This window comes from Nitrospirota bacterium, assembly GCA_016212215.1.
GTDB lineage: Bacteria > Nitrospirota > 9FT-COMBO-42-15 > HDB-SIOI813 > HDB-SIOI813 > JACRGV01.
Genome location: JACRGV010000134.1, coordinates 1 through 15,365 on the forward strand (window position 1 = coordinate 1; position 15,365 = coordinate 15,365).

Consider the following 15,365-nt stretch of genomic DNA (forward strand, 5'->3'; position numbering starts at 1 on the left):
AAGACTACATCAGTCTCTTGGATACAGAACCCCAAGGGAGATATATTTTGAAATAGTGGGTTCAACTATAACAAGTGCAGGTTAAAATGATCCACCTTAATAAACCCATTTTTTTGTCTTGACAATGGGGAGCATTATACTCCCCGTCAAGGGAGGGGAAAAAGAAAATGTTATTCATTACGGAAGATGGTTTACCCACTCAAAATGAGAAAGAACCAATGAAGCGGATGCCCTTGAATCCCCTTATCTCGCAGATTTCAGGCTTACGTTAACATCTGTATTCTGATAAAATAAATTTGAACAATATATATGCGAACATCCCACATTCCATCATATTTTAATCTCCTCCATTCAGGCGAACTCAGCAGGAGGGCGGCGATACTTGAAGATATTCTGACAGACTGTACCCTTTGCCCCAGAGACTGTCGTGTTGACCGCACAAGAGATGAGCATGGTTTCTGTCGTTCAGGTTATCTCCCTATAGTATCAAGTTACTGTGCCCATTTTGGGGAAGAACCGGTGCTGTCCGGGACAAGGGGCTCAGGCACAATCTTCTTTGGGAACTGTAACCTGCGATGTGTCTTCTGCCAGAACCACCAGATTTCTCAACCTGTTAGTTCATTAAAGAAAAACGAGGTCAGCATTGACAGGCTTGCAGAAATGATGCTTGAGCTTCAGTCTATGGGGTGCCACAACATCAATTTCGTCTCACCGTCACACTTCCCTGCACAGATTGTTAAGGCCGTTGAGATTGCGGCACTGGAGGGACTCAGGCTCCCTCTTGTATACAACACTAACGGATATGATTCATTGCAGACCCTTAAACTGCTTGATGGTATCATTGATATTTACCTGCCGGATATAAAATACAGCAATAACAAGTACGCAAGGCAATACTCAAAGGCAAAAGATTATGTAAGACATAACAGGGCCGCTTTGATAGAAATGAAACAGCAGGTGGGGGACCTTGTAATTGATGAAGATGGGATTGCTGTAAAAGGCATTTTAATAAGACACCTCGTGTTGCCCAATGACCTTTCAGACAGCGGGGAGAGCCTTAAATTTATCAGTGAAGAGATTGGAAGAGTAACATACCTGAGCACAATGTCCCAATACTTCCCTGCTCACAAAGCAGGAAAATACCCGCTCCTTTCAAGACCGATAAGAGAACGTGAATATGAAAAGGTGCTGGAATGGCTTGACAAGTATCATCTTGAAAACGGCTGGGTGCAGGACTATTCAAGCAAAGATTATTACTGCCCTGATTTTGAAAGAGAAGAACCTTTTAAAATATAAAGCAACATTATCAGGTCCTTTTCTATTTTTACAGGGTCTTCATTATTTGTAAGTCCGAGTCTGTTTGAAACCCTTTTGACGTGGGTATCTACAGCAATCCCTTTATTAATAAGATTAAAAAAACAAATTATTTTTTTGAAAAAAGAAAAGTGTTGACAAACATGATTATTAGATGTTAGATTTTGGGGTTATTTTTGCAGTAAGGGGGGCGTTGGTGAAAAACGGGGATGAGGAGAAATACCGTTTTACCCGCCAGATAGGGTTACTTACTACTATCCCTGCTTTATTATTATCAGGACCGGCAATAGGGTATTTTGCAGGGAGTTATTTAGATAAAAAATTCGGCACAACACCGTGGCTGATGGCTATATTAACAGGCTTTGGATTAGCCGCAAGTATCCGGCAGGTAATTGCAACAATAATTAAGGCAGGGAAAAATATTAAATGACTATAGGACATAATTTTATAATAAGGTCATTAAAAACAGCATTAGTAGTTACAATTATTTTTGCCCCATTTGTGCAATTGTATCTTGGTACAAACTTTACCCTTGGTTTTCTGGCAGGGGCAATATGGAATATTATTAATGTTTATTTATTGTTTAAGGTATCAAATTATCTTGTCCCGTCTAATGAGTCACAAAAGACACGCGGTCTTATATCAGACATGTTGAAATTTCCTGCACTTTTTGGAGCAGGTTATATTGTCATAAAGTATACGCATGTTTCCCTTTATGGGATAATATTAGGTTTTTCTTTGTTATTAATGGTATTTATTCTAAGAGCTGTCGGTGGATATTTAACCGGCGGGGTTTCTTTAGAAAGGTCCAAGGGGTATGGCAGAGGCGCATAGCGCAACACCGGAAGTTGCCAATATAATTAGTCTCCTGCATGAGCTTTTTAAGGAGAATTCTTTTGTTGAATTTCTCCATCATAATGAGAATGCCTTCTTCTCAGGGTTGATTATTATTGCCCTTGCGGTTTTTGCAAGATTTGCTGCAAGGCACAGGGCCATGATGCCGGGGAAATGGCAGAATTTTGTGGAGATGGTGCTTGAGAGCCTTGATAATATTACACACGGGGTGTTAGGCCATCATGGCAGGGCGTTTACACCTTTTATAGGCACACTCTTTATATATATCTTTATGTTAAATATATGCGGAATAGTTCCAGGATTAAAGGCGCCTTCATCCAGCCTCAATACAACAGTAGGGTTAGCCATAACTGTCTTTTTCTATGTTCAGTACACCGGCATAAGACGGAATGGGATTGGGGGATATTTCTTTCATCTGCTCGGCAATCCAAAGGATATCACAGGTTACTGTTTTATACCTCTCATGTTCCCTCTGCATGTAGTGGAAGAGTTTATTAAACCTATGAGTCTCTCCCTCAGGCTTTATGGGAATATGTTCGGTGAGGACTCACTTATCGGTGTCTTTGTATCGCTTGGTATTGTAGCACTGAGCTTTTTAGGGAAGACCCCAGTCGGTCTGCCGTTTCAGATCCCTTTTATGCTATTGGCTATTATAACAAGTGTTATACAGGCGCTCGTGTTCTCCATGTTGAGCACAATTTATATAATGTCTATGCTGCCGCATGAGGAGGAACATCACTAAAAGACAGTGAATAGTGAATAGTAAGCAGGCAGCAGATGTAAGAAGTCAGAAGCAAGAAGCAAGAAGGTAGAAGCAAGAATAAAAACAACATTTAGGAAAGGAGGAGAGTTCGATGGACTTTCAAACAGCGTTAGGGTTAACATTACCAATAGGTTTTTCATTAGCAGCGATAGGTTCAGCCTTTGGATTGTCGAAGGCGGTTAGTGCTGCTATGGAGGCTATAGGCAGACAACCGGAAGCAGCAGGAAAGATCCAGACAGCAATGGTCATAGGAGCAGCCTTTATTGAGGCATTGACAATCTATGCACTATTAACTGTTCTGATTCTTCAAGGTAAAATTGGCGGATAATAAAAAGAGGGATTGAGAATTGAATCTTGAAATTCAACAGATACTCACTCAGGCATTCGGCTTTATAATACTCCTTTTTCTGTTAAAGAAATTTGCATGGAAGCCTCTCCTGTCTCTTCTTGATGAAAGAAGGGATAAGATAGCCTCTGAGTTTAATACTATCGAACGTGTAAAATCAGAAATAGCCCGGCTCGAAGAAGATTATAAAAGCAAACTTGCTGACATTGATAATCATTCAAGGCAGAAGATACAGGAGGCTATTTCTGAGGGGCAGAGGATAGCGGCAGAGATACAGGATAAGGCAAGGGAAGATGCAAATAAGGCAATAGAGAAGGCTAAGGCGAACATAGAGATTGAAGTAGCCAAGGCAAGGATGGAGCTCAGGAGCCAGATGGCAAACATTGCTATAAAAGCGGCGGAGAAGATTCTGAAAGAGGACCTTGATGACAGCCGGCATAAAAATCTGGTGATGGGTTTTATAGAAAATCTGGAAAGTGTAAAGTAAGGTAAGACAAAAGTGAAATCCAGAATTATTGCTGAAAGATATGCCAATGCCCTTCTATCTGTAGCAGAGAAAACAGGTGAGATGGACAAGGTACTTGAGGAGCTTATATTCCTTAGGAAACTGCTTTATGAAAACCCTAACCTCAAGAGGTTCCTTGAAAGTCCTCATATAGCAAAGGAAGAAAGATTTAAACTTGTCAGAAAGACACTATCTCCGCTGCTCTCCCAAACCTCTGTAAATTTTGTTCTACTGCTTGGAACAAAATACAGGCTCGCTTACCTTACAGAGATTGCAGAGGAGTATCAGAGGCTTTATGATATTGAGAAGACGATCCACAGGGCAGATGTACTTACTGCCTCACCGTTAGATACAGTGCTGAGAGAGAAGCTTGATGCTGCTGTTGAAAGGATAATGAAAAAGAAGGCAGCATTATCCTTTTATGTTGATGAGAGCATAATCGGCGGGGTTGTTATAAAGACCCCTAATATGATTATTGATGGTAGTGTAAGGAAACAGCTTAAGGATATGGCTTCTGCCATGTCGGCTTTATAAGGGTTAGTGGTAATTTGAAAGGGAGATAGCATTATGGCGTTAAAACCAGAAGAAGTAAGTTCTATAATCCAGATGGAGCTGGAGAAGTTTGAATCAGAACTCCACATGGAAAGTGTCGGTACAGTCCTCCAGGTAGGAGACGGTATTGCCAGAATCTACGGGCTTGAGGATGCAATGGCAGGGGAGCTGGTAGAATTTCCCGGCGACGTAGTCGGCATGATCTTTAATCTTGAAGAGGATAATGTAGGTGTTATCCTTTTTGGAGAAGATACTTACATTAAAGAAGGGGATACTGTTAAAAGAACAGGGAATATTGCACGTGTCCCTGCCGGTGAGGCGCTTGTCGGAAGGGTCGTTGATGCACTCGGCAGACCTATTGACGGCAAGGGGCCTATTGTAACCGACAAGTATCGTCCACTAGAGGGCAAGGCGCCTAATGTTGTTGAGAGGCAGCCTGTTACAGAACCTGTTCAGACTGGTATTAAGGCCATAGATGGTATGATCCCGATAGGCAGGGGACAGAGAGAGCTTATAATCGGAGACAGGCAGACCGGTAAAACAACCGTTCTTATAGATACAATAATAAATCAGAAGAATTCCGGCGTATATTGTATATATGTTGCAATCGGGTTAAAGGCAGGTAATGTCCTTGCAGTTGCAAAGATTCTGGAAAAGTATGGCGCTATGGAGTATACAACAATTGTTTCTGCAACTGCTGATGCACCGGCCTCCATGCAGTACATTGCCCCGTACACAGGCTGTGCAATAGGTGAAGAACTGATGTATAACGGTAAGCATGTGGTAGTTATGTATGATGATCTCTCAAAGCATGCACAGGCATACAGGCAGTTGTCACTGCTCCTCAGACGTCCTCCGGGGAGAGAGGCATATCCCGGTGATGTTTTCTATCTGCACTCAAGGCTCCTTGAAAGGGCTGCAAAATTAAAGAATGAGTTAGGCGGCGGGTCGCTGACAGCACTGCCGATTATTGAGACGCAGGCAGGTGACGTGTCGGCGTATATTCCTACAAATGTAATATCCATCACTGACGGACAGATTTATCTTGAGGCAGACCTTTTTTATGCAGGTGTAAAGCCCGCTATCAATGTCGGTCTTTCAGTCTCCAGGGTCGGCGGTAACGCACAGACAAAGGCCATGAAAAAGGTGGCCGGAAGCCTTCGTCTTAATCTCGCACAGTACAGGTCGCTTGCGGCATTTGCCCAGTTTAGTTCAGATCTCGATAAGTCAACGCAGGCACAGCTTATACGCGGCGAAAGGATGGTTGAGATACTGAAGCAGGACCAGTATGAACCTGTTCCTTTGGAAAAGCAGGTAATGATTATATATGCCGGTACAAAGGGGTATCTTGATGAGATCCCTGCCGGTGATGTACGTAGTTTTGAAAAGGCATTTATAGAGTTTATGGATAAGGAGTTTCCTGATATAGGCCATGAATTAGGAAAGAGTAAGGTGCTATCAGATGATATAGCAAAAAGACTGGATGCTGCAATAGATTCCTTTAAGAAAAGGTGGATGGATAAAAAGAGCTAATGCTTACTATCAGGCAGATCAGAAGAAAGATTTTAGGATCTCAAAAGACCAAGCAGATCACCCGTACCATGCAAATGGTTGCCGCCTCAAGGCTGAAAAAGTCTGAGGGGAAGATGCTTCAGGCAAAGCCTTATTCCACAAAACTGGAAGAGCTGCTCGGCAGGTTATCACAGACAGGGCAGTTTGCCCATCCTTTTTTTGAGGCAAGAGAGGTAAAAAACAGGGGGCTGGTGCTGATAACCTCTGACAGGGGGCTGTGCGGCTCATATAATACAAATATAATCCTGAAGGCTGAAGCGTTTTTAAAAGGGCATAACAGCGGCAGTTCAAAGCTGATACTCATCGGCAAAAAAGGATTTGATTATTTCAGAAAAAGAAATGTCGAGATATTGGATCAGATAACGGATATGGGTGGAAAGCTTGATTATAAGAGGGTTGAGGATATTACCAGCCGGCTCACAGGTTATTATCTTAATGGGGAGCTTGACGAGGTACATCTGTTATATACATCCTACCGATCGGTCCTTTCATATAAGCCGACAATGGTGAAGTTTCTGAATATTGAACCCCCAAAAGAGGCGGAGACAAAAGGGTCTTATGGGGATGAAGGTATAAAGTATATATTTGAGCCGGGGGTAAAAGATATTTTTGAAAAACTGCTCCCAAAATATATTTCCACTAAGATATATATGTCAATGGCAGAGTCTTTTACTTCAGAGAGTGCCTCAAGGATGATGGCGATGAAACTTGCTACTGATAATGCAACGGACATGATTGACCGGCTAACCCTCATGCGTAACAAGGCCCGTCAGGCAGCCATTACAAAGGAGATAACGGAAATAGTTACTTCAGCAGAAGCGTTGAAGTAGTGAATGGTAAATAGAGAATGGTAAATGGTGATGAGAAGCAGGTTGTTTCTATTCACTATTCACTATTCACTGATTAAAAGGAGGTATAGGAGAAATGAATTACGGAACGATTGTGCAGGTGATTGGGCCTACTGTAGATGTGCGTTTTAAGCAGGAAAGCCTTCCCCCGATTTTGAATGCAATCAGGATTGAGGATAAGGACAAGGGGATTAACCTCGTGGTTGAAGTGGCACAGCATTTGGGGAATGACATTGTACGTTGCGTGGCCATGTCTTCAACAGACGGTCTTATTAGAGGGATGAAGGCACTTGACCTTGGCGGCCCCATTTCTATGCCGGTTGGAGAGCAGACACTCGGCAGGATATTTAATCTGCTTGGCGAAACAATCGATCAGAAGGGGCCTGTTGCTAACCCTGAAAATCGCTGGCCAATACATAGAGAAAGCCCTACCTTTGAAGAACAGGTTCCTGTTACAACAATACTGGAAACAGGTATAAAGGTTGTTGACCTTCTTGCCCCTTATGCAAAAGGGGGTAAGATCGGTCTGTTCGGTGGAGCAGGGGTTGGAAAGACCGTTATCATCATGGAGCTTATCAGGAATATTGCCACAGAACATGGGGGATATTCAGTATTTTGCGGCGTGGGAGAAAGGACAAGAGAGGGAAATGACCTATACCTTGAGATGAGTGAGTCAGGTGTTTTAACCAAGACATCTCTGGTCTTCGGGCAGATGAATGAACCACCGGGAGCAAGACTCCGTATAGCATTATCAGGCCTGACAATTGCCGAGTATTTCCGTGATGAGATGAATCAGGACGTGTTATTGTTTATTGATAATATCTTCAGGTTTGTTCAGGCAGGTTCAGAGGTGTCAGCCCTCCTCGGAAGAATGCCCTCAGCAGTAGGTTATCAGCCAACCCTTGGAACAGAAATGGGTGAGCTGCAGGAGAGGATTACCTCAACTAATAAGGGCTCCATTACATCAGTTCAAGCTATATATGTTCCGGCAGATGATATTACTGACCCGGCACCGGCTACTACATTTACACATCTGGATGCCACAACAGTTCTGTCAAGGGCTATTTCTGAGATGGGTATTTATCCTGCTGTTGACCCGCTTGATTCTACATCCAGGATTATGGACCCAAAAATAATTGGTGAAGAACATTATACAGTAGCCCGTAATATACAGAAAATACTTCAGAGATACAAAGATCTGCAGGATATTATTGCAATACTTGGAATGGATGAACTATCAGAAGAAGATAAGCAGACCGTTAACCGTGCAAGAAAGATTCAGAAATATCTGTCACAGCCATTCTTCGTGGCTGAGGCATTTACAGGTACACCTGGTAAATATGTCAAATTAGTAGATACAATAAAGGGCTTCAAGATGATCATCGAGGGAAAAGTAGATGATATTCCTGAGCAGGCATTCTACATGGTAGGCCCGATTGAAGAGGTCTTGGAAAAGGCAGAGAAGTTAAAGGCAGGAGTATAAAAGACAGTGAACAGTTAGCAGTAAGCAGGTAGCAGGTAACAGATTAGAAGCAAGAAGTTAGAAGTTAGAAACAAGAAGGCAGAAAACAGAATCGGGTATATATGGCAAAGATTTTTAAATTGATTATTATTACACCTGAAAAGATTGCTTATGAAGCTGAGGTGACTTCTATTATTGCCCCTGGTGACCTTGGATACCTTGGTGTTCTTGCGGACCACGCCCCGCTTATTACAAGCCTGAAAACAGGGAAACTGGAGATTACAGATGCATCCGGTTCAAAAACCACAATGACACTCAACGGCGGTTTTTTGGAAGTGCTGAAAAATAACGTAACTATTCTTGCAGATTCGATAACATAAAATAGTAAACAGTAAGCGGTAAGCAGTAAACAGTTAAAAGAAGGAAGAAAATAAGGCCCCCTCACCCGGACCCTCTCCCGCCGGGGGAGAGGGTGCTAAGTTTATTCCCCCTCCCTTGACGGGAGGGGGTTAGGGGGAGGGTGAGCTAAGGGGGCACATGAAACTATTCAATTATAAAATTGCTGTAATAGTAATCCTCTTATTCTCTTCCCTTAACAGTTTTGCCGCATGTCCCCCACCAGTTAAAATAATATCTTCTCAACCATCTAACAATTCAAAGAACATAGATCCTGCATCTCCAATAATTCTTACATGGGACAAAACCACGTTTAAAATGTCAACAGGTGTTTTTGACTATAAAACCAATCTTGAATCAATAAATATTGCAGGCGGCCGCTATGGTCTTGGTACCCTTCTTACAACAGAATGGGGACTTGGGGGTAAAGTAGTATGGGAAGGCGACAAAGAGACCATTACACCGGAGGCAGCTATGGAACCAGGCACTCAATATAAAGTTTGGACGTACACATACACATCCGGCAGTGAAATTTGTCCCACAATTGGGGCAGAGATTGTATTTGTCACAGCCGGTACGCCGCCTGCTGATAATAATCCTGTAAGGAACTTTGACCTGACAACGATATACCATGGTAATGAAACAGGGGCTGGAAAAGTAGAAGGAGAGGTTGTAGAGATTAACAATGCCCTTCGCATTATTACAGTGAAAGAAGGTTACCTGAAAAAGATCAATATGATGCTGTATGAAGGCGTTATGGTCATGCGTAACAACAACTTTACCATGCCGTCGGGTCTGAAAGTCGGAGACAAAATAGTCGGTGAGTTTATGGGCGGCAGATTGTTTATGATTACGGCAACCGGCAGTGAATAGTGAACAGTGAACAGAAATAAAGACATAAGAGGCAAGATAAACCCCACCCTCACCCGGACCCTCTCCCTGAGGGAGAGGGCGCTATGATTTTTCTTTCCCTTAAAGGGAAGAGGTAGCAATAAATATTCTCTCTTCATCAAGGGGAGGGGTAAGCAATAAAGAGTCCCCTCCCCTTCAAGGGGAGGGTTAGGGTGGGGATGGGGTTATAGTTTTTTCATGCAAAAAATTCAGGGAATTAAAGGTGTTAAAGATGTCCTGCCGGATGAGGCAATAGTATGGCAGTATATACAGAATAAGGCACGCGATATATTCCATACCTTCGGTTATTCAGAGATTATCATACCTGTTTTAGAATCATCAGAATTGTTCCTGCGGAGTATCGGTGAGACTACGGATATTGTTGAAAAGGAGATGTATCTCTTTGACGACAGGGACGGGAAAAAGGTCGCCTTGCGGCCTGAAGGGACTGCATCAGTCGTACGTTCTTATATAGAACACAATATCTCTCAATCCACCCCATTTTCAAAACTCTACTATATCGGCCCCATGTTCAGGAGGGAGAGGCCGCAGGCCGGCCGCTACAGGCAGTTTTATCAGATCGGGGCAGAGGTATTCGGATTCAGCAGTGCGAGGATAGACGCAGAAATGCTCTATATGCTTGACCGGTTTTTCAAGTCCCTGAATATTAAAGGGGTGGAATTACAGGTAAACAGTATTGGATGCCCGCAGTGCAGGCCGGCATTCAGAGAAGCATTAAGGAAGTTCTTCTCAGATAAGCTGAGTCAATTATGCGAAAACTGTCAGAGGAGGTTTGACTTAAATCCTTTGAGGATTCTTGACTGCAAATCCTCCCACTGTCATCCAATTGCAGAAGATGCGCCAAAGACACTTGATTATCTGTGTAGCGACTGTCTAAGTCATTTCAATCTTCTTCAGGATTCCCTGAAAACTGCCGGTGTTGTTTATCGTATTAACCAGAGGCTTGTTAGGGGGCTTGATTATTACACCCGCACTACATTTGAGTTTGTGAGCAGTGCATTAGGTGCACAGAATGCAGTTGCCGCAGGCGGCAGATATGATTCACTTGTTAAAGACCTCGGCGGCCCAGCCACACCTGCAATAGGTTTTTCCATAGGATTCGAGAGGATTATCACCAATTTCGACAACAGCTCTGTTATACCACAAACACCGCATGTATTCATTGCAGCACTCGGGGAAAAGGCACAGGAAAAGGCATTTCAAATAATACACCGGTTGCATATAAAAGGCATCTCAGCAATCACTGACTACGACGGCGGGAGTCTGAAAAGCCAGATGCGCAAGGCTGATAAATTTAATTCAAGATTTGTTCTAATTATAGGAGAGGATGAGCTATCAAAGGGCATAGCGGTATTGCGGGACATGAAGAATAAGACACAGGAAGAGGTGTTGATTACAGAGATTGTGGAAAGGTTTAGAGGTGAGCAGTGAGCAGAAGTAAGATTAATACTACGATTAAGATTAAGCAATAGGTGGGAGAGGGTGCTATGATTTACCCCTCCCCTTCAAGGGGAGAGGTAAGCACAACAAAGACTCCCTCCCCTTCAAGGGGAGGGTTAGGGTGGGGATGGGGTTGGTTCAGCCCCCCAGCACTTCCTTCACCTTCCTTGCCAGCTCCAATGGTTTAACAGGTTTTTCCATAAGAACATAGTCTTTTTCCGGGAATTGCCGGTTTTCCCGGTTTTCAAAGATGTCTTTTGTATAACCGCTGATAAAGATGGTCTTGATTTGAGGCGATATTTCTCTGATCTCTTTGTAAACCTCTCCGCCGTTTTTCTTAGGCATTATAACATCCAGGATAATAAGATTGATTGCATTGCGGTTTTCCCTTAACTTATTCACGGCATCGTGGCCATCAATTGCAATTATTATTTTATAGCCCGATTCTTCAAGCACACTCTTCATAACCTCCTGTATATCCTCGTCGTCTTCTGCGATCAGTATTGTTTCATTTCCTTTAACGGGTAATAATTTTGCAAGTTGCTCTGTTTTAATATAGGGCTGTTCAATAACAGGGAAATATATTTTAAAAGTTGTGCACTTCCCCTCCATGCTTGTGACATCAATATATGCGTTATGTCCTTTGATTATGCCGTAGACAACAGCAAGCCCGAGTCCTGTACCTTTTCCCACATCTTTCGTTGTAAAGAAGGGTTCAAAAATCTTATTTCTCGAATCTTCGGTTATCCCTATACCATTATCTGTTACAGAAATACATGCATATTTTCCGGCTTTCCCGTAACCATAAGACTTCATGAAATCGTTATTCAAAAGGATTGTCTCAACTGATATTGATATTGCCCCTTTTGAGTGTATTGCATCTACTGAGTTTTTCACAAGATTCATAAGAACCTGTAATATCTGCCCGCTGTTAGCAGAAATGATTAACTCTTCTCCTGCAGGTATTACCTTGAATTCAATATCTTCTTTAACAAGCTTTGAGATCAGGTTTGAGGATTCATTTATAAATTTATTTAACTCTAACAGACTATAGCTTACCTCCTGTTTTCTGCTGAAGATCATTAGACTTTGTATCAGCTCAGATGCCTTATCAGTTATGGTAAGTACCTTGTCAACATAACCTGTGAGAGGCATGTTATCGCTTAATTTCAATTTAAGAAGGCTCATATAGCCGACCATGGCAGTCAGCATATTATTAAAATCATGTGCTATGCCGCCGGTAAGCTGTCCCACTGCCTCCATCTTTTGAGACTGAATCAACTGTTGTTCGAGCATGTTATATTCTGTCATGTCATGAACAATCCCTCTGAATCCTAATATGCAGCCATTTTTATCAACTATGCTGTTTGCTGTAGCTAAAACCTGAATAAGTTTCCCGTCCCTTCTCTTTATAGTTACTTCAAAATCATTTATGAATCCATGCTTTTTTATCTCTGTGATAAATTTATTCCTATCTTCAGGATTATTATAGAGGTCTTTAACTGTGCATAACCTGATTACCTCATCCTTAGATGAATAACCTATAAGCTCAACAAATGCAGGGTTTGCATCCGATATTTCTCCGGATATGGAAGTTGTAAATATCCCATCTTTGGATTCTTCAAACAGTGTGCGGTATTGTTCTTCAGACTTACGGATATCTTCCCTAAGCAGCCATTCTTCTGTAACATCCTGTACTGTTCCAAGCATCATCACAGGCTTATTATCGTCGAACGTTACTTCTCCCTGCTCATGAACAACCCTCAACGTCCCATCAGGATGTACAATTCGATGGTCAATGCTGTAGGGCTTATTTTCGTACAAAGCCTCATTTACTGATTTTATAACAAAATCCCTGTCAGCAGGGTGTACGGAATTTAGAAATGCCTCATAAGTTGCACCAAACTCTGAAAAGGCCAATCCAAATATATGGAAAATATTCTCAGACCATGAAAGGTTATTGGTGACAATGTTCCACTCCCAGCTTCCCATCCTTCCAATCTGCTGTGCCTTCTTCAGATGTTGTTCAGTCTGTTTTCGTACTTCTATTTCAACTCTCAGATGGGTGTTTGTATCTTCAACATTCTTTGAATTGATCTTTAATCGCTGGTAGAAGTAAACAACAACGGCCAGCAGTAATGAAGCAAATACACCTAATAGCATTATTACATCATCTAATGGATGGTATAAGTCAATGCCATATTCAGAATTTAATGCCATCCAGATATTTAATGTAACTGTCAGCAGACATATTACTATGGCGTGAGGAAGCCATTTGGGAGTTCCTGCCTTTTCTGTCCATCCGTCATTCCATGCCGATACCACTATACCTGAGCCGAGCATTAGAAATCCTGCAGAGGCCATAAGAGTCATACCCATCCCGCTAAAATAACCCCAGTTATAAATCCCTGTAAGACCTGTTATGTATCCAAAGATGGTTATGCATGCAAAAGTATTTATCAGCGAGCCGAGTATTCCTGTGATAAAATGGGATACCCGAAATGCCTTCTGTCTTCTAATGAGTGATAATACATAGATAGACACCACTGTCAGTAAAAAGTTTAAAGCAGTATTAGGAGGCATCCTTCCTGGGTATTGTATCTTTTCATGTAAGGAAGGGTGTATGAATAATTTATCTATGATCAGGTCATTTCCTGTAATATACTCTGCAATAGTGACAAGGCTGATTATTAAAACCATGGACACTGTAACTGTTGAGAATAACATCCATCCTAAGGTCATCCCCAGGAGACCTGCACCGCAAAGTATAAAGAAGAAGGCAGTATTGTACGACATTACAGGAAAGGAAGGATCAATACGTACGATGGTATCATTGCCTGTATGCCATCCATAAAGAACAACAAGTCCGAGGATGATGGAGGATATGCCTGCAAAGGACAATATTAATCCGGCATAATAAGAGAATCTGTTATGAGAAGGTTTTGTATCCATTTAATATTACATGAACATTATATATTACCGTATATGCGGTAGCAATTAGAAAAATACATCTATAATTGAGGCTCTTGCAAAAGTCCCAAAATGCTGTCATTCCCGCATGTTTTTAGCGGGAATCTATTATTTTTTAATAGAAAATCATATCCCCGATAAAGGATTTCGGGGATGACAGAGACTTTTGCAAGAGCCTCAATTGTATTTACAAAAATTATAATCGGAATCATTACTGATAATATAATAGGAGGGAATACATGCCGTTGAATAGAGGGACACATAGATTCATTCTTGGATTCTTGTTTATATTTATTTGCCTTTCATCAATATCAGTAAGGAGTGAAAGTATTCTCACTGATAACCATTATGGCAATGGAAAGATTATGATACTTGAATATCACAAGATAGGTTATCCTGAGGCGAGATGGACAAGGACACCGGAGAATTTCAGAAAAGACCTTCAACGGTTTTATGATAAAGGTTACAGCTTGGTCAGGCTTGACGATTTTCTGAAAAATAGAGTTAAGGTAGTGAAAGGCCGGACACCATTAATATTAACATTTGATGATTCATCACCGGGACAGTTACGATTTATAACTAAGGATGCTAAAAATAAGGCCCCCTCACCCGGCCCCTCTCCCGCCAGTGGAGAGGGTACAAAGAGTATCACTTCCCCTCAGAGTGAGGTAGCCTCGTTTTCCCTCCCCTTCAAGGGGAGGGTCAGGGTGGGGATGGGGTTATCTTCTGATGACAAGACCAGCTACCGCATAGATCCTGACTGTGCCGCAGGCATCCTCGAATCCTTTTACGCCGCTCACTCCGACTTCGGCCTTGCTGCAACCTTCTTCGTCCTGCCTGCTGCTGACCCGCCAAACCGCCTTTTCAATCAACCGGAATATACACAGGTGAAACTGCGTTATCTGGTTCGTAAAGGTTTTGAGATTGGAAATCATACATACTGGCATGCAACATTATCAAAAATGGATGCAAAAGGTGTGAGGCGACAACTTGCACTGGCAGTTAAGGCCATACAGGAGGCCGTTCCGGGGTATGTTCCTGCTGCACTTTCCCTTCCTATGGGGATTTATCCGCAGGACAAAAGTACACTTCTTAAAGGCGATTATGAAGGAACATCTTACCGCCATATAGGTGTAATGATGGTCTCCGGCGGTCCGGTATATCCTCCAGGTCATCCCAAATTTGACCCGCTCAGAATACCAAGGATACAGGCCACTGAATCAGAACTGAATTACTGGATAAGGTATTTTGATAAACATCCGGAAGAGCGGTAGTTAGGGTCTGTCATGAAATAACCTATACATTTATGCATCTCATCTTCCGGCCATCTTTGTGTGCTCCTCAATCGCAACCCCTCAGCGTAGATTCAACTACGCCTTCGGATTTGCTCAATCGGTCGCACTCAAACCTGACCGAAATCTGAGCGCCTA

Annotated in this window: 15 protein-coding genes; 14 read left to right on the forward strand and 1 reads right to left on the reverse strand. The window is 42.3% G+C overall.

Annotated elements, in window-relative coordinates; genetic code table 11:
* The first annotated feature begins 309 nt into the window (after positions 1-309).
* From HZA08_12360 to HZA08_12420, 13 genes are all read left to right on the forward strand, one after another.
* Complete coding sequence (locus HZA08_12360) at positions 310-1,296, forward strand: radical SAM protein (protein MBI5194215.1); 987 nt, start codon at positions 310-312, stop codon at positions 1,294-1,296.
* A gap of 214 nt (positions 1,297-1,510) precedes the next feature.
* On the forward strand, positions 1,511-1,744 hold the full coding sequence (locus HZA08_12365; GenBank protein ID MBI5194216.1) for an AtpZ/AtpI family protein: 234 nt from the start codon (positions 1,511-1,513) through the stop codon (positions 1,742-1,744).
* Positions 1,741-2,148, forward strand: a complete 408-nt coding sequence (locus tag HZA08_12370) for a hypothetical protein (GenBank protein MBI5194217.1) — start codon at positions 1,741-1,743, stop codon at positions 2,146-2,148. Before HZA08_12365 ends, HZA08_12370 begins: the two co-directional genes overlap by 4 nt.
* A complete protein-coding gene (gene atpB, locus HZA08_12375; protein MBI5194218.1) occupies positions 2,132-2,911 on the forward strand; it encodes a F0F1 ATP synthase subunit A in 780 nt (259 codons plus the stop codon). The genes HZA08_12370 and atpB overlap by 17 nt, the downstream gene beginning before the upstream one ends.
* 112 nt (positions 2,912-3,023) lie before the next feature.
* Positions 3,024-3,260 (forward strand): ATP synthase F0 subunit C, encoded by a 237-nt coding sequence (atpE, locus tag HZA08_12380; GenBank protein ID MBI5194219.1) that lies wholly within the window; start codon positions 3,024-3,026, stop codon positions 3,258-3,260.
* A gap of 19 nt (positions 3,261-3,279) precedes the next feature.
* A complete protein-coding gene (atpF, locus tag HZA08_12385; GenBank protein ID MBI5194220.1) occupies positions 3,280-3,765 on the forward strand; it encodes a F0F1 ATP synthase subunit B in 486 nt (161 codons plus the stop codon).
* Positions 3,766-3,777: 12 nt separating this feature from the next.
* A complete protein-coding gene (gene atpH, locus HZA08_12390) occupies positions 3,778-4,317 on the forward strand; it encodes an ATP synthase F1 subunit delta (protein ID MBI5194221.1) in 540 nt (179 codons plus the stop codon).
* 33 nt (positions 4,318-4,350) lie between these two features.
* Positions 4,351-5,868 carry a F0F1 ATP synthase subunit alpha gene (locus tag HZA08_12395; protein MBI5194222.1) on the forward strand — a complete coding sequence of 506 codons (1,518 nt, stop codon included), beginning with the start codon at positions 4,351-4,353 and terminating at the stop codon, positions 5,866-5,868.
* Positions 5,868-6,737 (forward strand): ATP synthase F1 subunit gamma, encoded by an 870-nt coding sequence (gene atpG, locus HZA08_12400; GenBank protein ID MBI5194223.1) that lies wholly within the window; start codon positions 5,868-5,870, stop codon positions 6,735-6,737. Before HZA08_12395 ends, atpG begins: the two co-directional genes overlap by 1 nt.
* An 85-nt stretch (positions 6,738-6,822) precedes the next feature.
* The gene (gene atpD, locus HZA08_12405; protein MBI5194224.1) at positions 6,823-8,238 is read left to right on the forward strand and encodes a F0F1 ATP synthase subunit beta; all 1,416 of its coding nucleotides are present in this window, start codon (positions 6,823-6,825) and stop codon (positions 8,236-8,238) included.
* A gap of 110 nt (positions 8,239-8,348) precedes the next feature.
* Positions 8,349-8,597, forward strand: a complete 249-nt coding sequence (gene atpC / locus HZA08_12410) for an ATP synthase F1 subunit epsilon (GenBank protein ID MBI5194225.1) — start codon at positions 8,349-8,351, stop codon at positions 8,595-8,597.
* A 157-nt stretch (positions 8,598-8,754) separates the two neighbouring features.
* Positions 8,755-9,486, forward strand: a complete 732-nt coding sequence (locus HZA08_12415) for a hypothetical protein (protein ID MBI5194226.1) — start codon at positions 8,755-8,757, stop codon at positions 9,484-9,486.
* Between the two features lie 216 nt (positions 9,487-9,702).
* Positions 9,703-10,956, forward strand: a complete 1,254-nt coding sequence (locus HZA08_12420; protein ID MBI5194227.1) for a histidine--tRNA ligase — start codon at positions 9,703-9,705, stop codon at positions 10,954-10,956.
* Positions 10,957-11,103: 147 nt separating this feature from the next.
* Here the strand turns inward: HZA08_12420 and HZA08_12425 are convergent, their stop codons facing one another.
* Entirely contained in the window at positions 11,104-13,917 is a 2,814-nt protein-coding gene (locus tag HZA08_12425) for a PAS domain-containing protein (GenBank protein ID MBI5194228.1), read from the reverse strand.
* Between the two features lie 257 nt (positions 13,918-14,174).
* Between HZA08_12425 and HZA08_12430 the strand changes: the two genes are divergently transcribed.
* Complete coding sequence (locus tag HZA08_12430) at positions 14,175-15,209, forward strand: polysaccharide deacetylase family protein (protein ID MBI5194229.1); 1,035 nt, start codon at positions 14,175-14,177, stop codon at positions 15,207-15,209.
* Positions 15,210-15,365: the final 156 nt, after the last annotated feature.

Coding starts and splice junctions, on each gene's coding strand:
- HZA08_12370 (MBI5194217.1), top strand. CDS start 1,741: ATGACTATAGGACATAATTTTATAATAAGGTCATTAAAAACAGCATTA.
- HZA08_12360 (MBI5194215.1), top strand. CDS start 310: ATGCGAACATCCCACATTCCATCATATTTTAATCTCCTCCATTCAGGC.
- atpE (MBI5194219.1), top strand. CDS start 3,024: ATGGACTTTCAAACAGCGTTAGGGTTAACATTACCAATAGGTTTTTCA.
- HZA08_12425 (MBI5194228.1), bottom strand. CDS start 13,917: ATGGATACAAAACCTTCTCATAACAGATTCTCTTATTATGCCGGATTA.
- HZA08_12415 (MBI5194226.1), top strand. CDS start 8,755: ATGAAACTATTCAATTATAAAATTGCTGTAATAGTAATCCTCTTATTC.
- HZA08_12420 (MBI5194227.1), top strand. CDS start 9,703: ATGCAAAAAATTCAGGGAATTAAAGGTGTTAAAGATGTCCTGCCGGAT.
- HZA08_12430 (MBI5194229.1), top strand. CDS start 14,175: ATGCCGTTGAATAGAGGGACACATAGATTCATTCTTGGATTCTTGTTT.
- atpG (MBI5194223.1), top strand. CDS start 5,868: ATGCTTACTATCAGGCAGATCAGAAGAAAGATTTTAGGATCTCAAAAG.
- HZA08_12395 (MBI5194222.1), top strand. CDS start 4,351: ATGGCGTTAAAACCAGAAGAAGTAAGTTCTATAATCCAGATGGAGCTG.
- atpB (MBI5194218.1), top strand. CDS start 2,132: ATGGCAGAGGCGCATAGCGCAACACCGGAAGTTGCCAATATAATTAGT.